At 57.9% G+C, this 16,446-nt stretch carries 14 protein-coding genes; 4 read left to right on the top strand and 10 right to left on the bottom strand.

Going from position 1 to position 16,446, the window contains the following annotated elements:
- Window positions 1-845, bottom strand: an 845-nt coding sequence (locus tag RDN59_RS08365; protein ID WP_308607437.1) for an aldehyde dehydrogenase family protein, incomplete at its 3' end; no start/stop codon positions are given.
- A gap of 151 nt (window positions 846-996) precedes the next feature.
- Between RDN59_RS08365 and RDN59_RS08370 the strand changes: the two genes are divergently transcribed.
- Both RDN59_RS08370 and RDN59_RS08375 read left to right on the top strand, forming a co-directional pair.
- A complete protein-coding gene (locus RDN59_RS08370) occupies window positions 997-1,929 on the top strand; it encodes a helix-turn-helix domain-containing protein (RefSeq protein ID WP_308607438.1) in 933 nt (310 codons plus the stop codon).
- Window positions 1,930-1,940: 11 nt separating this feature from the next.
- Entirely contained in the window at window positions 1,941-2,861 is a 921-nt protein-coding gene (locus tag RDN59_RS08375; RefSeq protein ID WP_308607439.1) for a helix-turn-helix domain-containing protein, read from the top strand.
- Here the strand turns inward: RDN59_RS08375 and RDN59_RS08380 are convergent.
- The 9 genes from RDN59_RS08380 to RDN59_RS08420 form a co-directional block, all read right to left on the bottom strand.
- Window positions 2,830-4,176 carry an NAD(P)/FAD-dependent oxidoreductase gene (locus tag RDN59_RS08380; protein ID WP_308607440.1) on the bottom strand — a complete coding sequence of 449 codons (1,347 nt, stop codon included), beginning with the start codon at window positions 4,174-4,176 and terminating at the stop codon, window positions 2,830-2,832. The two genes, RDN59_RS08375 and RDN59_RS08380, sit on opposite strands and share 32 nt — an antisense overlap.
- Before the next feature lie 509 nt (window positions 4,177-4,685).
- Window positions 4,686-6,206, bottom strand: coding sequence for a GMC family oxidoreductase N-terminal domain-containing protein (locus tag RDN59_RS08385; protein WP_308607441.1), 1,521 nt, complete (start codon window positions 6,204-6,206; stop codon window positions 4,686-4,688).
- A gap of 198 nt (window positions 6,207-6,404) precedes the next feature.
- A complete protein-coding gene (locus tag RDN59_RS08390; RefSeq protein ID WP_308607442.1) occupies window positions 6,405-7,892 on the bottom strand; it encodes an NAD-dependent succinate-semialdehyde dehydrogenase in 1,488 nt (495 codons plus the stop codon).
- A gap of 9 nt (window positions 7,893-7,901) precedes the next feature.
- Window positions 7,902-8,687 carry an HpcH/HpaI aldolase/citrate lyase family protein gene (locus tag RDN59_RS08395; protein WP_143334977.1) on the bottom strand — a complete coding sequence of 262 codons (786 nt, stop codon included), beginning with the start codon at window positions 8,685-8,687 and terminating at the stop codon, window positions 7,902-7,904.
- The gene (gene hpaH / locus RDN59_RS08400; RefSeq protein WP_308607443.1) at window positions 8,672-9,457 is read right to left on the bottom strand and encodes a 2-oxo-hept-4-ene-1,7-dioate hydratase; all 786 of its coding nucleotides are present in this window, start codon (window positions 9,455-9,457) and stop codon (window positions 8,672-8,674) included. The genes RDN59_RS08395 and hpaH overlap by 16 nt, the downstream gene beginning before the upstream one ends.
- Before the next feature lie 160 nt (window positions 9,458-9,617).
- Window positions 9,618-10,694, bottom strand: a complete 1,077-nt coding sequence (gene hpaD / locus RDN59_RS08405) for a 3,4-dihydroxyphenylacetate 2,3-dioxygenase (protein WP_070563615.1) — start codon at window positions 10,692-10,694, stop codon at window positions 9,618-9,620.
- A gap of 51 nt (window positions 10,695-10,745) precedes the next feature.
- Window positions 10,746-12,263: a 5-carboxymethyl-2-hydroxymuconate semialdehyde dehydrogenase gene (gene hpaE, locus RDN59_RS08410; RefSeq protein ID WP_308607444.1), complete on the bottom strand. Its 1,518-nt coding sequence runs from the start codon at window positions 12,261-12,263 to the stop codon at window positions 10,746-10,748.
- Between the two features lie 14 nt (window positions 12,264-12,277).
- On the bottom strand, window positions 12,278-12,940 hold the full coding sequence (locus RDN59_RS08415; RefSeq protein WP_308607445.1) for a GntR family transcriptional regulator: 663 nt from the start codon (window positions 12,938-12,940) through the stop codon (window positions 12,278-12,280).
- Window positions 12,937-14,412 carry a fumarylacetoacetate hydrolase family protein gene (locus RDN59_RS08420; RefSeq protein WP_308607446.1) on the bottom strand — a complete coding sequence of 492 codons (1,476 nt, stop codon included), beginning with the start codon at window positions 14,410-14,412 and terminating at the stop codon, window positions 12,937-12,939. Before RDN59_RS08420 ends, RDN59_RS08415 begins: the two co-directional genes overlap by 4 nt.
- Before the next feature lie 124 nt (window positions 14,413-14,536).
- Between RDN59_RS08420 and RDN59_RS08425 the strand changes: the two genes are divergently transcribed.
- Both RDN59_RS08425 and RDN59_RS08430 read left to right on the top strand, forming a co-directional pair.
- Window positions 14,537-15,901 (top strand): MFS transporter, encoded by a 1,365-nt coding sequence (locus RDN59_RS08425; RefSeq protein ID WP_308607447.1) that lies wholly within the window; start codon window positions 14,537-14,539, stop codon window positions 15,899-15,901.
- A gap of 222 nt (window positions 15,902-16,123) precedes the next feature.
- On the top strand, window positions 16,124-16,446 hold a 323-nt coding region (locus RDN59_RS08430; protein WP_308607448.1), incomplete at its 3' end, for an FAD-dependent monooxygenase.

Raw genomic sequence — 16,446 nt, forward strand, 5'->3', positions numbered from 1 at the left:
CGCTTCATCGCCGCACAGGTCTGGCCGGTGTTGATGAACGCGCCCCAGAAAAGGTCGCCTGCGATCTCCTTCGGGTCGGCGTCATCCAGCACGATACCGGCGTCATTGCCGCCGAGCTCCAGCGTGAGGCGGGTGAGGTTGTCCGCGCTGGCCTCCACGATCTTCTTGCCGGTAGCGGTGGAACCGGTGAACATGATCTTGTCGACGCCCTCGTGGGTAGTCAGCGCCGCGCCAACCTCACCGGCGCCGCTAACGACCTGGAGCACACCCTCCGGCAGCACAGAGTTCACGACCTCGAGCAGGCCCAGTACGGACAGCGGGGTGTACTCAGAGGGCTTGACGACGACCGCGTTGCCCATACGCAGCGCCGGTGCAATCTGCCAGATGGTGATCATCATCGGCCAGTTCCACGGGCCAATAGCACCGACGACGCCGAGCGGGCGGTAGTTGACGGTGGCGGTGATGTCATCATCGACGGCGGTGTAATTGGGGTGCTCGAAGGAGGCGGTGGCATTCAGCCAGCCGGAGCAGGCACCGACCTCGAAGCGGGCGTTCGGGCCGTTGAGCGGCTTGCCCTGCTCTCGGGAGAGCAGCTCCACGAGCACCTCTGCGTTAGCGTCGATGGCGGCGGCGGCCTTGGTGAGAAGCTCGCAACGCTCTTCGTCGCTGAGCTTGGCAAAGTCCTTCTGCGCTGCGCGTGCGGTCTCAACTGCAGCGTTGAGGTCCTCAACGGTGTTCTCTGGGGCGCGGCCAACAACCTCACCGGTGGCGGGGTTGAGGATTTCGCGGCCGTTTTCATCCGTGATGGCGTCGAGCAGATCAGCGTAGGTGGGGAACTGAGTCATGAGATCTCCTTGTGAAGCAGTCGAGGGCCCCGCGAACAAAGCCCAAAGAAACTTTTAACTAGGATGTTACCTGCACCACACCGACTCTATTGACTCTGAGTGCACACAATTTGTCCAAAAATGTGCCAGTTCTCACGATATGATGCCACTTATGTCTACTTCCGCCGTTGAGCACTTCGATATCGCGTCATGGCGCACGGCGTCATCCGAGTCTTTTGGCCAACTCGACGTGGATACCGAAGACCCCTCGTCCTTTCACGCCACGCTGCGCTCAACGAAAGTGGGGGACATATCCCTCTTCGATATGTGTACCTCCCCGCACACCGTGAATCGCTCCAAGATAGCCGCCAACGAGGCCCCCTTTTGTAAGCTCAGCCTGCAAATCACCGGATCCTCAACCATGAGCCAAGACGGGCGAACCTGTGAGTTGCACCCTGGGGACTTGGCATTGTACGTCACCCAGCGGCCCTACACTCTGCACTATCCGGAAGAGCAAAACACCCTCATCGTGCACTTCCCGCAGAGCTTCCTCAATATTTCACCGGCGCAGATTCAGCGCCTGACCGCCAACCCCATCTCACGCTCACACGGCTTGGGCGCGGTGGCGGTTCCCCTCTTTGAACAGTTAGCCAAGAATCTGGATCTACTCAAGGGGCCACACGCCACGGCCCTGGTCCGCTCCGCGCTCACTATGTTGGTGTCGGTTCTCTCCTCCGACGTAGCCGAGGAACCTTCCGCAGGCACGCTCCTGTTCAACCAGGCCACCGCCTACATAGAGAAGAACTTGGGCGACCCCGAGTTAGGCCCCAGCACCATCGCCCAAGCACTCTTCGTATCGGTGCGCCACCTCCACGCCAAGTTCGCCGAGCAGGGACTCTCGGTAGGCAGCTATATCAGAACCAGGCGCCTAGAACTCATCCGCAAAGACCTCGTGGACCCGCGGCACTCCGAGGAATCAATCAGCCACATCAGCGCCCGCTACGGGCTGCACGATCCCTCGCACCTTTCGCGCATCTTTAAGGCGGAGTACCACAAGTCACCGAGTGCGTATCGCGCTAACACACAACCAGTCGAAAACCCTTAAAGGACGACCTAATGCTTGATTACCCTCCGTCGATAAATCTCGCAGAATGGCGCCAGTTTTTGAGCGCCAAATTTTCTTCAATAAGAACAGCTGAAACAAAAGACTCCGATTTCCAGGCATCGTTCCTCGAATCAAACATCGGAAGCATACAAATCTACGGAATACAATCTAACCCGCATACTCTCGAAAGATCGCCGCAACTTATCAGCCCGGAGAGCCCTCACGACGTCAAGTTCTATTTGCAGCTATCTGGCACAACAATTATTGAACAAGGAAAGCAGACTACGGCCTTAAAACCCGGTCAACTCACACTCTTTGTGACTTACCTTCCTTATACGATTCGCTTTCCTACCGCACAGCAAGGCCTACTGGTGAAAGCCCCCGCCAGTATCCTCTCTCACCCAGAGAGCGTGATCGAGTCACTTGCTCTAACAACTCTGGACAGAAAGACGGGAATTGGTTCAGTACTTTTACCGAGTTTTGGCCGTCTTGGGAATCGCCTGGAAGAAGATCGCAACACCGTACAGGCCGTTGAGTGCTTGCTCGAAGCGGTCACCTATGCCTTAATTGGGGCTCGACAAGCCGAACGCCCTTTCACCCATGACAGCACGTTTGAAAAGGCTACGGACTATATAGACCGCCACCTCAGCGATCCTAGTCTCAACGCAGAAAGTGTAGCGAAGGCTATGTACATTTCTTTAAGAAGTCTTCAAAAACACTTTGCCGCTCATCAACTCACTGTCTCCAAATACATCAAGTCTAGGCGCGTGCACTTAATCCGCAGGGATTTAGCCAACCCAGCTTTTAGCAATCTCTCAATTAGAGAGATTGCCCAAGCGTATGGGTTAATCCAACCTAGTCATATATCCAGGGCTTTTAAAGAAGAGTTCGGAATTAGTCCTAGAGCTTTCCGTTCTCACGCAGCTGACTAATTACTCGGCGTGCAGTAATAATCCCGGATTGAATTGCTCCATCCACAATCACCCCACGCCAACCAGGAGCAAAATCAGCTCCTGCGAAATGAATATCGGATTCGGAGTCAATGAAATGGCTCCATCCATCAATAAACTGTCCCTTGCGCAAAGTAGCCCAAACTTGTTGAGTCCACTTATCTTTCACCCAGTCATGACCCGTTGAATCAACAACTTCTACTCCCAAATCCCATGTGTCCATGATTCTTTGAGCGTCCTCGATGCTATTTAAATCAATCTTGCTATGGTCAGCACCAAATCCAACGAGAACGGTTGTCCCGTCATCCATAAAGTATTCAGATCTGATCAACGACATTGGGTGGTCTGCGCCAGCATAAGCAATTATCTTGTGGTGTCCCTTAATTTTTATCCATATCTTTGCACCAGTTGAATTCCACTTGTCCCCGATAACACGCCGCTGATCCCCACTGAGGGGTGGGTCGAATTCTATGTTCGTAAGCGCACCAAGTGGAACAGTGCTGATCACTTTATTCGCCTCCTTGACTTCTCCAGTTTCAAGCGTGACACGCACCCCTGAATCAGTTTGCTTCACTTTCGTTACGGGAGACGACAGGTGAACTGGGCACCTCAGGTCTTCTCGAATGCTCTCGTAAAGACCTCGCATTCCGTTATCGAGCTTGAACCTGAGATTAATTTCATCGACCAATTTATGGCTATGGTCAGAAAGTGCTGCCCACTGTTTCGCCATTAACGAAGAGCCCGTTCGCGGGTCGCCAATGTATGCAGCAGACCAGAAACCCTCAACCATGTCTTGGAGCTCTTGATCCACGCCTGCTTCATTAACGATGTCCATTACTGACTTATGATCAAATTGCTTAAACGCTTCGACATCGTTTGGGTCCGCACCGTATTCATCTCGCAAGATCGCAAGTGGATCGTGAGGATTGGGGAAAAACCTATCCGAGCCTTCGTAAATTACGTCGAGTGCCGGCATCATTTTCTCATCCGCTTCACTTTCCTTGGCTTTGCAAACTTTGCCCTGGGTGACCCAATAAGCATCGTTATCGGCTGGACTTGTGTGGATTCCCTGGTTATACCGCGTTATCTCTCCCCACATGTAAGGCTGGAACCAATGAACCCACGTTGCACCCATTTCCAGCGGAAGTCCCATTCGATCGTCGGTCCATGCCCTTCCCCCAATTCGATCGCGTGCTTCGATTACTTCACAATTCACACCTGCAGTTTGCAGTTCACGCGCTGCTACCAGGCCTGAAAACCCAGCGCCGATAACAATTACTTTGGAGGATTCCATCATTAGTCCTTTCTGCCAGCGGGAGCAGCATGTGAGTCATGCCGCTATAGGATTCAATAGTGACATGCATCTCTAGGAATGACTTGATGGATGGTGCCGAAAATTTTGCACAAAGTGATCTACATCTAGTTTGAAATGAGACTCACACCGACAGTGTTCAAACTAAATTTAATAACCAATAAGACACGCAAGAACACCGGCGGATGCAAAATTCCACAGATCAGCCTTCTTGCAGATGGGGTTGCCGTCAATCTGACGGTTTAGACTAAATCGGCTTATTGCCAATGCATTACCGAGAGACTTCCCGTATGTTTCATCAAGAACAGCCCACGCAGTTGTGCGCGATTCCGGCTATTTTTACAGTTGCATAATCACCGAAACCCATCCAGCCGCGCCAAGTGCAACAGTCAGAATTACAAAGCCCTTGCGTACGACGCTCGCGCGGCCGCGGCACCCGCGCCATACCGATCGGGAATTAATTACAATGGCCGCTTGCGACTGCCCTGCGGACGTCACCCCAACAAGAATGTCGCGGCCTTTTCAGCGATCATGATGGAAGGCGCATTGGTGTTTCCCGTCGGCACCAGTGGCATTACAGAAGCGTCGGCAATTCGGATTCCTTCAAGCCCATAAACCTTAAGAGTGCGCGGATCAACTACAGCCATCGAGTCAATCCCCATCTTGCAAGTGCCAACTTGGTGGTGGTACGTGATAGCGGTGCTGCGAACGTAGTCCTCAAGTTCCTCGTCGGATACATCTGGGCCTGGGTAGACTTCCTCGGGACCCCACTCAGCCAATGCCGGCTGGCGTCCGACTTCACGGCACTGCTTTACCGAAGCTACCAATGCATCGGCGTCTGCCTGCACAGACAAGGCGCCGAAATCAATAGCAATGGGATCCGAGGGATTTGGCCCTGTCAGGGTCAACTCCCCGCGACTGGCAGGCCTAACAATGCCACCCATTAGGGTAAACCCATTATCTGGCCCCTCCATGTCTTCGTTGTACATGGGGATTGAGAAATATAGCGGCTGAGTATCAGGGACGGCAGCCTCAGGACGCGACTTGGAAAACACGTGTACCTCGGCTGGCAGAACTTCCGGGACGGGTACTTCCTTCTTCGTCGTAGTGAAGATAACAGGGGAGAGTAAGTGATCATGGAGATTCTTACCTACACCGGGGAGATCATGAGCCGAAGCAATCCCCAGGGCCTCGAGTTCTTCTGCTGGGCCAATACCGGAGCGCAGGAGGATTTCCGGCGAATTCAACGCACCCGCACAAAGAATCGTCTCATCAGCACGAAGCTCCTGAAGTTCACCAGCAACTTCGGCATTAACGCCAAGGATAGCGCCGTTTTCAACGAGCAGTCCGTGGACATGCGCCTTAGTGATGATGGTGAGATTGGGTGCATCCTCGACTGGTTTCAGGTACGCGTGCCAAGTGTTGAAGCGGTTTCCGTTGCGAACATTTGCCTGAATCTTGCCCACGCCTTCCACGTCACCGGAGTTGTAATCCTCATTAAGTGGAATACCCGCCTCCTGCGCTGCTTGGATAAGGTCATTTTGAAGCGGGTGACGAGTGTAATCCTCTATTACATCTAGCAATCCCTCGCTACCACGGATTTCCGAAGCGCCACCATCGAAGCTTTCAATCGACTTGAAAATGGGCAGCACGTCTTCCCAGGACCAGCCGTCATTACCTAAATAGGCCCATGTGTCGTAGTCCTGCCTAGCGCCACGGACCCAAATGGTTGCATTGAGCGCGTGCGAGCCGCCCATTACCTTTCCGCGGGGAATGTGCAAGCTCCGGCCAGCTGCCCCCGATTGAGGAACCGTACGATAGTTCCAGTCTTGAGGTGAACCCCATAGAAGTCCCAAGGTGTGCACCTTCTCGATGTCGGGATTGACGTCATAATCGCCAGCTTCAAGAACCGCGACATTCTTTCCCGCGTCCACTAGCCGACGGGCAATAACGCACCCGGCTGACCCTGCTCCTACAACGATGTAATCAAAGCTCTTGGTTTTTTCTTGAGACAATTTCAAACCTCCCTGGGTGCAGACGACTCCTCGTGAGCCGATAACTTGGAATATATTCTGCGACACATCTACAGGGATTGAGTGATAGCGCACACACATTGGGTATATGTGCAGAATGCAAACCAAGAAGAGATTGAAGAAAAAGAAAGCCGCCCCGTAGGGCGGCTTTCATCGTGGATCGCGAAGCTATTGCACTATTTATGCATTCGCGTACGGGTCGCGCATAGCGATGTACTGCAGCGACGTGTACTCTTCGATGCCCTCGGCGCCGCCCTCGCGGCCCATGCCGGACTGCTTGACGCCACCGAATGGGGCAGCGGCGTTGGAGATGACGCCAGCGTTGAAGCCCATGAGACCGAACTCGAGGCCGTCACCGATGCGCCACATGCGGTCGGAATCCTCGGTGAACACGTAGGAGGCCAAGCCGTACTCCGTGTCATTAGCAATCTCAATCGCTTCCTTCTCATCGGAGAAGGTCAGGATCGGAGCGATCGGGCCGAAGATCTCTTCCTGTGCCACGCGGGCATCACGGGAGACATTCGTGAGAACGGTAGGGGAGTAGAAGTAGCCCTCGCCCTCACCCGGCTTGCCGCCGACGATGGCCTTGGCGCCCTTGGCCACGGCGTCGTCGACAAGCGCGGTGATGTTATCCAGTGCCTTCTGCTCCACGAGCGGGCCACAAGTAACGCCCTCATCGAGGCCGTTGCCCACCTTGAGCTCACCGATGCGCTTGGCGAACTTCTCCGCGAACTCATCGGCGACGGACTCGTGGACGATGAAGCGGTTAGCCGCGGTGCAGGCCTCACCGATGTTGCGCATCTTGGCGCCCATTGCGCCCTCAACGGCCTGGTCGATGTCGGCGTCCTCAAAGACGATGAACGGAGCGTTGCCGCCCAGCTCCATCGAGGTGCGCAGGACGTTGTCAGCAGCTGCCTTGAGCAGGGTCTTACCCACCGGGGTAGAGCCGGTGAAGGAAATCTTGCGCAGGCGCGAATCCGCCATGATCGGCTCGGAGATGGCAGAGGCCGACTTACCGGAAACCACGTTGACCACGCCTGCCGGAACGCCGGCATCGATCATGGTCTGTGCGAAGTACTGGGTGGTCAGCGGCGTCAGCTTGGCCGGCTTCACCACCATGGTGCAACCAGCGGCAATGGCCGGGGCAATCTTGCGGGTAGCCATAGCCAGCGGGAAGTTCCACGGGGTAATAAGCAGGCACGGGCCCACGGGCTTGCGGCGGGTAATCATGCGCAGGGTGCCTTCCGGCGCCGGCAAGGTGCGGCCGTAGTTGCGAACGGCTTCCTCACTAAACCATCGCAGGTACTCAGCGCCGTAGGTGACCTCACCATAGGACTCCGCCAACGGCTTGCCCATCTCAAGGGTCATCAGCGCAGCGAACTCATCCTTGCGCTCCTGCACCAGGTCAAAGGCGCGGCGCAGCAGGTCGGAGCGCTCACGCGTCGACGTGCGTGCCCACTCATCCTGCACGGCGCAGGCGGCATCCATAGCCTTCTTCGCGTCCTCAGAAGTAGCGGAGGCAAGGGTGGCAATAACCTCACCGGTTGCCGGGTTTTCTACATCGAAGGTGGCACCATCGGAAGCGTCTACCCACTCACCGTTAATCAGCAGGCCGGTCGGAACCTTGGCCAGCAGCTCATCAATATTGACCTTGTTGTTTTCACTCATGGTTCTTTTTTACCCTCCCAAATGGAATTTGTCTGCCAGTTGGCGTGCCGCTCCTGAAAGAAGCTGAACATCAGCCCCAACCAGGGCAAATGATGCGCCAGATTCTAAATATTTCTGGGCCTGTTCAAGGTTGAAAGCATTGACACCTACCTTCTTTCCGGAAGCACGAACTGCTTCAAATGTGTGATTGACCGCCTCTAGCACATCCGGATGGGTCTGCTGGCCCAACAGCCCCATCGAGGCCGCCAGGTCCGAGGGGCCGACGAAGATGTTGTCCACGCCTTCGACGGCCACGATGTCTTCCACGTTCTCCACTGCGGTCGCAGACTCAATCTGCACCGTGAGGCTCACCGTGTCCGAGGCATTCGCGAGGTAGTTCTCCACGCCGTTCCACCGCGAGGAGCGGGCCAGCGCCGAGCCGACGCCGCGTACGCCGCGAGGTGGGTAGTGCATAGCCGCGACTGCTGCTTCGGCTTCCTCGGCGGTATCAATCATGGGCACCATCAGGTTTTGTGCACCCAGGTCCAGGTACTGCTTGATCAGCGCCGTGTTGTTCACGGGCACGCGAACCACGCGCGTCAGGCCATAGGCATCGGTGGCGCGCAGCAAGGAGAGGATGGTTTCGAGGCCATAGGGCGAATGCTCACCGTCGATCAGCGTCCAGCTAAACCCCGCCGAAGCAATGATCTCAGCCGCGGCCTCCGAGCCAGAACAAATCCATGCGCCGACAAGCGGCTCCTCTGCTTTTTCGAGGACGTCCGTGAAAGTGGGCGGCAACTTTACTGGAATCGGCATGTGATGGACCCCAACTTTCCATAGTCAGCGTGGACAGTATCGCCCGGTTCGACCCACATGGGCTTGGTGAAAGAACCGGCGAGGATGATGTCGCCGGCGGCGAGACTATCGCCGTGCGCGTGGAGTTTATTGGCAAGCCATGCCACGCCCATGGCCGGGTGGTTGAGCACCGCCGCCGCCACCCCAGTATCTTCGATGGATTCGTTGCGGTAAAGCAGCGCGGACACCCAGCGCAGATCGACGTCCGCAGGATCCACCGGGTTGCCGCCATAAACCATGGCACCGAGCGCCGCGTTATCCGAAATTGTGTCGACGATCGTGCGGCCTTCCATCTCGATGCGGGAGGAGAGGATTTCCAGCGCTGGGGCGACGTACTCCGTCGCACGCAGGACGTCGAAAATGCTGCAATTGGGCCCCTTCAGTTCTTCCTTCAGTACGAAGGCCAGCTCGACCTCGATGCGGACGTTGGAGAACTGTGCGTGCTCGATGGTGGAGCCGTTCTCATAGACCTGGTCTTCAAAGATGGCGCCGTAGTCTGGCTCGGTGATTCCCGTAGCTTCCTGCATAACCTTGGAGGTCAGGCCAATCTTACGGCCGACGAGACGACGCCCGTCTTCGATGCCACGGCGCACCCACTCGCGCTGCACCGCGTAGGAATCCTCGATGCTCATCTCCGGGAAACGGGCAGTCAGCAGCGGGACCATGGTGCGGTCCTTTTCGGCTTGCGCCAGTTCATCTGCGATAGCGATGTGCTGTTTCTCATCCAGCATGTACTTCGCTCCTTAAGGTGTTGTAGAACGTATTTGTTCTGTTTAACAGGTTTGTTGAACCTGAAGGTTTCACGTGAAACGACAACGCGGCCCCGCGTTATGTGCGCTTGCTTCTCGACGCCACGGGGCCACGTTAATCAACCTGAGTACTTAAGCCGTTTTAGAGCTGGTGTCCCAGCTTGTACTCGCCTTGCTTCCACTCCGGCATCTCCTCCGCATCTTCCTTGCGGGTGTAGGAGAAACCGTCGGCACCGATGGTTGCCTCCAGCTCGGATTCATCCTCGCGAGCAACCAGCGGTACCGGATTGCCGTCCAGGTCAAGGACGGTGGAGCCATCGCGGTACCAGGAAGGAACAACCGGGGTTCCCCACCAGTCGCGGCGCTGGTTATCGTGAACATCCCAGGTCACGACCGGGTTATCCGGGTCGCCGGTGTAATAGTCCTGGGTGTAGATCTCCACGCGGTGGCCATCCGGGTCACGCAGATACAGGTAGTACGCGTTGGAGACACCGTGACGGCCCGGGCCGCGCTCAATGCGGTCGGACTCGCGCAGCGCACCCAACTTGTCACAAATCGCGATGATGTTGTGCTTCTCGTGGGTAGCAAACGCGATGTGGTGCATACGTGGGCCATCGCCACCGGTCATGGCGGTGTCGTGGACCGTCGGCTTGCGGCGCATCCATGCAGCGTAAACAGTTCCCTCCTCATCGCGGATGTCCTCGGTGGTGCGGAAGCCGAGCTCCTCCATGTACTTCACAGCGGAAGGAACGTCCGGGGTGATCTGGTTGAAGTGGTCGAGGCGTACCAGCGCGCCAGGGATGTGGGCGTCGTATGCCCAGGCAAGACGCTCGACGTGCTCTACCTCGTAGAAGAACTCGTACGGGAATCCCAGTGGGTCCTGTACACGCACGGAGTCACCAATGCCCTTGACGAAGCCATCCTTGTTGCGGCGGACCTCGCAGCCACGTGCCTTGTAGAACTCCTCGGCAAGGTCCAGGTCCTCTGGCGAACGAACGCGGAAGGAGAATGCAGCGACGGCAGCGACGGGGCCCTGACGCAGCACGAGGTTGTGATGGATGAACTCCTCGAAGGTGCGGAGGTAGATTTCGTTCTCGTTCTCCTCGGTGACGACAAGACCGAGGGTGTCAACGTAGAACTTTCGGGATGCAGCGAGATCGGTAACGATGATCTCCATGTAGGCGCAACGCAGAATGTCGGGGGCCTGAATGTCAGCCATGATGGCTCCTTAGTTAGCTAGTGGTGGGGGAGTAGTGAGGGCGAGCGGACGTTACTGGTCCTGCTTGCCAAAGACCGGGTTGTGTACCTTGTCCAGGTTGATGTGGACGGCCTGCTGATCGGTGTAGAAGTCGATCGAACGGTAGCCGCCCTCGTGGCCCAGACCCGAGGCCTTGACGCCGCCGAACGGGGTGCGCAGGTCACGGACGTTATTGGAGTTGAGCCACACCATGCCGGCCTCAACGTTCTGGGCAAAGTTGTGGGCGCGCTTCAGATCCGAGGTCCACACATAGGCGGCAAGTCCGTACTTCGTGTTGTTGGCCAGCTCGAGTGCCTCTTCGTCGGTATCGAACGGGGTGATAGCAACAACGGGCCCGAAGATCTCTTCCTGGAAGATGCGTGCATCCGGCTTGACGTCTACGAAGACGGTCGGCTGAACAAAGTTGCCTTCCTCGAAGCCTTCTGGGCGCTCGCCACCGGCGGCCAGGGTGGCCTCCTGCTTGCCGATCTCGATGTAGGAGGTGACCTTTTCGTAGTGCTCCGGGTGCACCAGGGCACCGACCTCGGTGGTCGGATCGGAGGGCAGACCCACCTTCACGCGCTTAGCCTGGGCGGCGTAGCGCTCCACGAACTCATCGTAGATATCGCGCTGAACCAGGATGCGGGAGCCGGCAGTGCAACGCTCACCGTTGAGGGAGAAGACGCCGAAGATACAGGCGTCGATAGCGGTCTCCAGGTCGGCGTCGCTGAAGACGATGGCCGGCGACTTGCCACCCAGCTCCATCGACAGGCCCTTGAGGTGCGGGGCCGCGTTACCGAAAATGATCTGGCCGGTGCGAGATTCACCGGTGAAGGAGATCAGCGGAACATCCGGGTGCTTGACCAGCGGGTCACCTGCATAGCCTTCCTCGCCGAAGCCGTTGACCAGGTTGAAGACGCCCTTCGGCAGGCCGGCCTCCTCAAAGATTCCTGCCCACAGCTGTGCGGAAAGCGGAGTGAACTCGGCCGGCTTGAGGACGACGGAGTTGCCGGTAGCGATGGCCGGAGCGAGCTTCCAGGACTCCAGCATGAACGGGGTGTTCCACGGGGTGATCAGGCCCGCGACACCAATCGGCTTGCGGTTGACGTAGTTGATCTGGCGGCCCGGCACCTTGTAGGCGTCGTCAGCCTGCGCCACGATCAAGTCGGCGAAGAAGCGGAAGTTCTCCGCTGCACGCTTGGCCTGGCCGTTGGCCTGGGTGATGGGAAGGCCAGAGTCGAAGGATTCCCACGCGGCAAGCTTGTCCGCGCGGGTTTCGACGATGTCCGCAATCTTGTTCAAGACGCGGGCGCGCTCGCGCGGCAGGGCCTTGGACCACGGGCCGTTCTCGAAGGCATCCTTAGCGGCGGCCACCGCCTTCTCAATGTCTTCCGGCTTGCCGGAAGCGGCCTTGATGTAGGGCTTGTTCGTGACCGGATCCAAGACCTCGAATTCATCACCGTCTACCGACGGGACAAACTCGCCGTTGATGTAGTGAAGAATCTTCTCGGGGAGATCGGTGGGCTTAGCTGCATCGTTGTTCGTAGCCATGGGTTTTACACTCCTTAGTTGTTTTTCTTGCGATAGGTGCTGAGGGTGGTCAGTCTGTGTTGCCTGGCCACCTTTTCTATGTAGGTGGGTTCCGCGCCAGCCTCGATGAGGCTGAGCAGTTGCTCGTGTTCGCGCGTTGACTCTTGGGCTCGCTCGGGCACGTACCGAAAGGTGGAGACGCGGTGGTATTCCAATTGCTTCCATTGGTCCACCACCAAGTTCTTCAGCCTCTCGTTCGGGCACTTGGAAAAGAGAACGCTATGAAATTCTTTGTTGAGCTGGGTAAATACGTCTGGATCGTGATGGACATCAAGCTCCCGCATGCGCTGGTTAATCTCCCGCGCTCGGGCAATATCCTTTGGGCCAAGATGCGGAGCGGATTGCGCCGTGGCATTTGCTTCCAGCGTGGCCACGATGTCCATGGATTCGTAATAGGCCTCGCGATTGTAGGTGGTCACGCTGGCACCGACGTTGCGTTCGTAGGTGACCATTCCTTCCGCTTCCAATTGGCGAATGGCTTCGCGGACGGGGACCACGCTGATGCCCAATTCATCCGCGATTGCTGCCAACACGAGGCGGTAGCCGGGTTCATACTCGCGAGTACGAATCTTTTCACTTATCCAGTTATAGGCCTGTTGAGACTTACTTTCCCCAGCTGTTAGTACGGGTTCCGTCATTGACCACCCGCCTTTCCATCACGGAAGGCGATGTAGGCTTCCTTGTTCGCCCCGGTCGGCGGGAAGAGCCCATCCAAGCTGGCGCCCGTCTCCACCCGGGAGGCAACCCATTCGTCCTCGTGCTCCTTGGCCAACGCAGCTTCGGCGACTTCCGCGGCGATGTCGCGAGGGATAACCACGACGCCATCGTCGTCACCAACGATGATGTCACCCGGCAGGACGGTGGCGTTGCCACAGGAAACGGCGATGTCGCTATCCCACGGGACATGCTTGCGGCCGAGCACGCAGGGGTGAGCGCCCTGGGTGAAGACGGGCAGGCCGATCTCCTTCACAGCCTCGTAGTCACGCACGCCACCATCGGTGACAACGCCGGCTGCACCACGTACCTTGGCGCGCAGTGCCAGAATGTCACCGAGCGTTCCGGAACCGGATTCCTGGCGGGCCTCGATGACGATGACCTCGCCCTCCTTGACCGTGTCGAAGACCTTCTTCTGCTCGTTGAGGCCACCGCCATGGGACTTGAACAAATCCTCACGGCCAGCCACGAAGCGCAGGGTGCGGGCAACGCCCACCATCTTGGTTCCCTTTGCTTGCGGGTACACGCCTTCGATCACGGACTGGTTGATGCCGCGCTTGCGCAGCTGGGCAGACAGGCCGGCGGTCGGGGCCTTCTCCAAAGCTGCCTTAAGTTCAGGGTCTAGGCCACCCTCTTCCTTGGGGGGAAGTCCGGCGGATTCGCGGTCACCATAAGCATCTTCGCGCTGCTTATCGTCAACGTAGGGCAAATTGCCCAGCTGCGGATCGAAAGAGGCGGGGACCTCCTTTACGGTGGTCTTCAGCCTGCCGGAGCTCACGCCCCCTGGCACATCAACCTCGACCTCGACGACGTCACCCGGCTCAATGACAGAAGATCCAGCCGGGGTACCGGTGAGGATGATGTCACCGGCCTCCAGGGTCATGTGCTGGGAAAGGTCGGCAACAAACTGCGCGAGAGGGAAGATGAGATCCTCGTCGGAAGAAGTTCCCTCCTGAACAATCTCTCCGTTGACCCACGTGCGAAGGCGAAGACCCTTGGGGTCGATCCCCTGGGCGTCGATAAGCTCCGGCCCAATGGGGGTGTACCCATCGCGCGACTTGGAACGGGTGTTGGAGCCCTTGTCCTGGACCTTGTAGTCATACAGGCCAATGTCGTTCGAGGCGGTCACGTAGGCAACGTGCTTCCACGCATCCTCGAGGGATACGTTGCGGGCCGGAGTGCCGATGATGAGTGCGATTTCGCCTTCGAAGGCCAGCAGCTCGGTTCCTTCGGGGCGCTCGACAATCCCGTCCGACTCAGCCAGCGTGCTCGTCGCCTTGAGGAAGTAACTCGGGGTCTTGGGCCAGCGACCGCGCTGTGCCGCGCGGGACTCAAAGGCCACATGGACAGCGATCATTTTGCCCGGTTTAACCGGCAAGAACTCAGGTACAGCCATGAAGAATCCTTAATTGTGAACAAATCCTTGCCCAGATCGTATATTATCCCTAGCACCACCGCAAGTGGTTCAACTCACACGCTTTTCCGTATATGGCACACCCCATGCCGAAAGGAATCTCACTATGTCGCACGCAACTGTCACGCCGACAATTTCGACGGCCGAACGCCGCCGCGTCGTCGCCGCGACGACCATCGGTACCGCCATCGAGTGGTACGACTACTTCCTCTATGCAGCGGTGGCCGGACTCGTGTTCAACCACCTCATGTTCGGCCCGCTCGAAGGTGGCCTGGCCACCATCATCTCCTTCCTGACCGTTGGCTTGTCCTTCCTGTTCCGCCCAGTTGGCGCGTTCCTAGCAGGGCACTTCGCCGACCGCTTCGGACGCCGCGTGGTCCTCATGGTCACGCTCATCGCCATGGGCGGCGCGACCACCCTGATCGGCGTTCTGCCAACCTATGAAACCGCCGGCATCTGGGCGCCGATTCTCCTCATCACCTTGCGCATCATCCAGGGCATCTCTGCTGGTGGCGAATGGGGCTCCGCGGTGCTCATGGCGGTGGAACACGCCCCGACTGACAAGCGCGGCCTCTACGGCGCAGGCCCCCAGATCGGCGTGCCCGCCGGCCTGCTGCTCTCCTCCGGCGTGCTGTCCATCATGAACACCATCGCGCCTGGCGACGCCTTCATGGACTGGGGCTGGCGCGTTCCCTTCCTCCTGTCCTTCGTCCTCGTTCTCGTGGGCTACCTCATCCGCATGGGCGTCGACGAGTCCCCAGTGTTCGCGGAGATTGCGGAACGCGAAGAGGAAGAAGCCACCAACCCCATCGGCACGCTGTTTAAGAAGTTCACCCCGCTCGTCCTAGTCGCCGCGCTCGTCTTCGCTGGTAACGGCACCGTCGGATACATGACTACGGGCGGCTACATCCAGCGCTACGCCACCGACCCCGAGGGCCCCGTCGCACTCGACCGCGGTGATGTCCTCAACGCCGTGACCGTGTCCGCCTTCTCGTGGGCCTTGACTACATTGTTCGCCGGCTTCATTTCGGATTACATCGGCCGCCGAAACACCTACCTCCTGGGATTCATCTTGCAGGGCATCGGCGCTGCCGCCCTCTTCCCGCTGGTCAATACCGGAAGCCTCGGTCTCCTCTACGGCGCACTCCTCTTCCTCACCGTGGGCCTAGGCCTGACCTATGGCGCGCAGTCCGCGATGTACGCCGAGCTTTTCCCCGCCTCGATTCGCGCCACGGGAGTGTCCATCACCTATGCCCTCGGCTCGGTCCTGGGCGGCGCCTTCGCCCCCATGATCGCCGCCGCGCTCGTCGAGGCAACTGGTACCACTTTTGCGGTGTCGGGCTACCTCGTATCCGCTTCGATCGTCGGCTTCATCTGCACCTTCATCCTGCGTGAGCGCAAGGGAATCGCGCTCGGCGCGGAACACGAGGCCGAGCAATCCCGAGGACACTTCATCTTCAGCCCGCGCTAGACGACGCCCCTCCACATGAGCCCTCCCAGTTTCGCTAGGGCCATTGTGCGAGGCGGACATATCATATATGATTCTCTTCTAAGACCCAGCTCACATCTCAGAGACGCCTTGAACTGAGTCACCACCTTCAAGAGCAAAGCTCACATGGCAGTAGGGGAGTGGCGGCTACCCCCGCCACCCCTTCGTTCTCGTTCATTACAACCGCTGACTAAGGAGTCCACAGTGCAGTTCCACCACAATGGCTACGTTTCGGAAGATCCCCGCGTGCACGAGCCCGCCGGGTACGGCGTCGATCGTGCTTCTGAGCTTCCAGATGAAATGGACGTTCTCATTGTGGGCTCCGGGCCCGCAGGCATGATCGCCGCGGCACAGCTCGCAATGTTTCCCAACGTCAATACGCGCATCATTGAACGTCGCCCGCACCGCCTCGAGCTCGGACAGGCCGACGGCATCCAGTCCCGCTCCGTAGAGACCTTCCAGGCATTCGGCTTTGCCAAGGAAATCACAGAAGAGGCCTACGAAATCACGGAGATGTCCTTCTGGAA

The sequence above is a fragment of the uncultured Corynebacterium sp. genome (assembly GCF_902489365.1).
Classification (GTDB): Bacteria; Actinomycetota; Actinomycetes; order Mycobacteriales; family Mycobacteriaceae; genus Corynebacterium.

Excerpts from the sequence above, each read along its gene's own strand:
- hpaD (WP_070563615.1), bottom strand. The coding sequence starts at position 10,694 with ATGGCTGACATTCAGGCCCCCGACATTCTGCGTTGCGCCTACATGGAG.
- hpaE (WP_308607444.1), bottom strand. The coding sequence starts at position 12,263 with ATGGCTACGAACAACGATGCAGCTAAGCCCACCGATCTCCCCGAGAAG.
- RDN59_RS08375 (WP_308607439.1), top strand. The coding sequence starts at position 1,941 with ATGCTTGATTACCCTCCGTCGATAAATCTCGCAGAATGGCGCCAGTTT.
- RDN59_RS08390 (WP_308607442.1), bottom strand. The coding sequence starts at position 7,892 with ATGAGTGAAAACAACAAGGTCAATATTGATGAGCTGCTGGCCAAGGTT.
- RDN59_RS08395 (WP_143334977.1), bottom strand. The coding sequence starts at position 8,687 with ATGCCGATTCCAGTAAAGTTGCCGCCCACTTTCACGGACGTCCTCGAA.
- RDN59_RS08370 (WP_308607438.1), top strand. The coding sequence starts at position 997 with ATGTCTACTTCCGCCGTTGAGCACTTCGATATCGCGTCATGGCGCACG.
- RDN59_RS08380 (WP_308607440.1), bottom strand. The coding sequence starts at position 4,176 with ATGATGGAATCCTCCAAAGTAATTGTTATCGGCGCTGGGTTTTCAGGC.
- RDN59_RS08425 (WP_308607447.1), top strand. The coding sequence starts at position 14,537 with ATGTCGCACGCAACTGTCACGCCGACAATTTCGACGGCCGAACGCCGC.
- RDN59_RS08415 (WP_308607445.1), bottom strand. The coding sequence starts at position 12,940 with ATGACGGAACCCGTACTAACAGCTGGGGAAAGTAAGTCTCAACAGGCC.
- RDN59_RS08420 (WP_308607446.1), bottom strand. The coding sequence starts at position 14,412 with ATGGCTGTACCTGAGTTCTTGCCGGTTAAACCGGGCAAAATGATCGCT.
- hpaH (WP_308607443.1), bottom strand. The coding sequence starts at position 9,457 with ATGCTGGATGAGAAACAGCACATCGCTATCGCAGATGAACTGGCGCAA.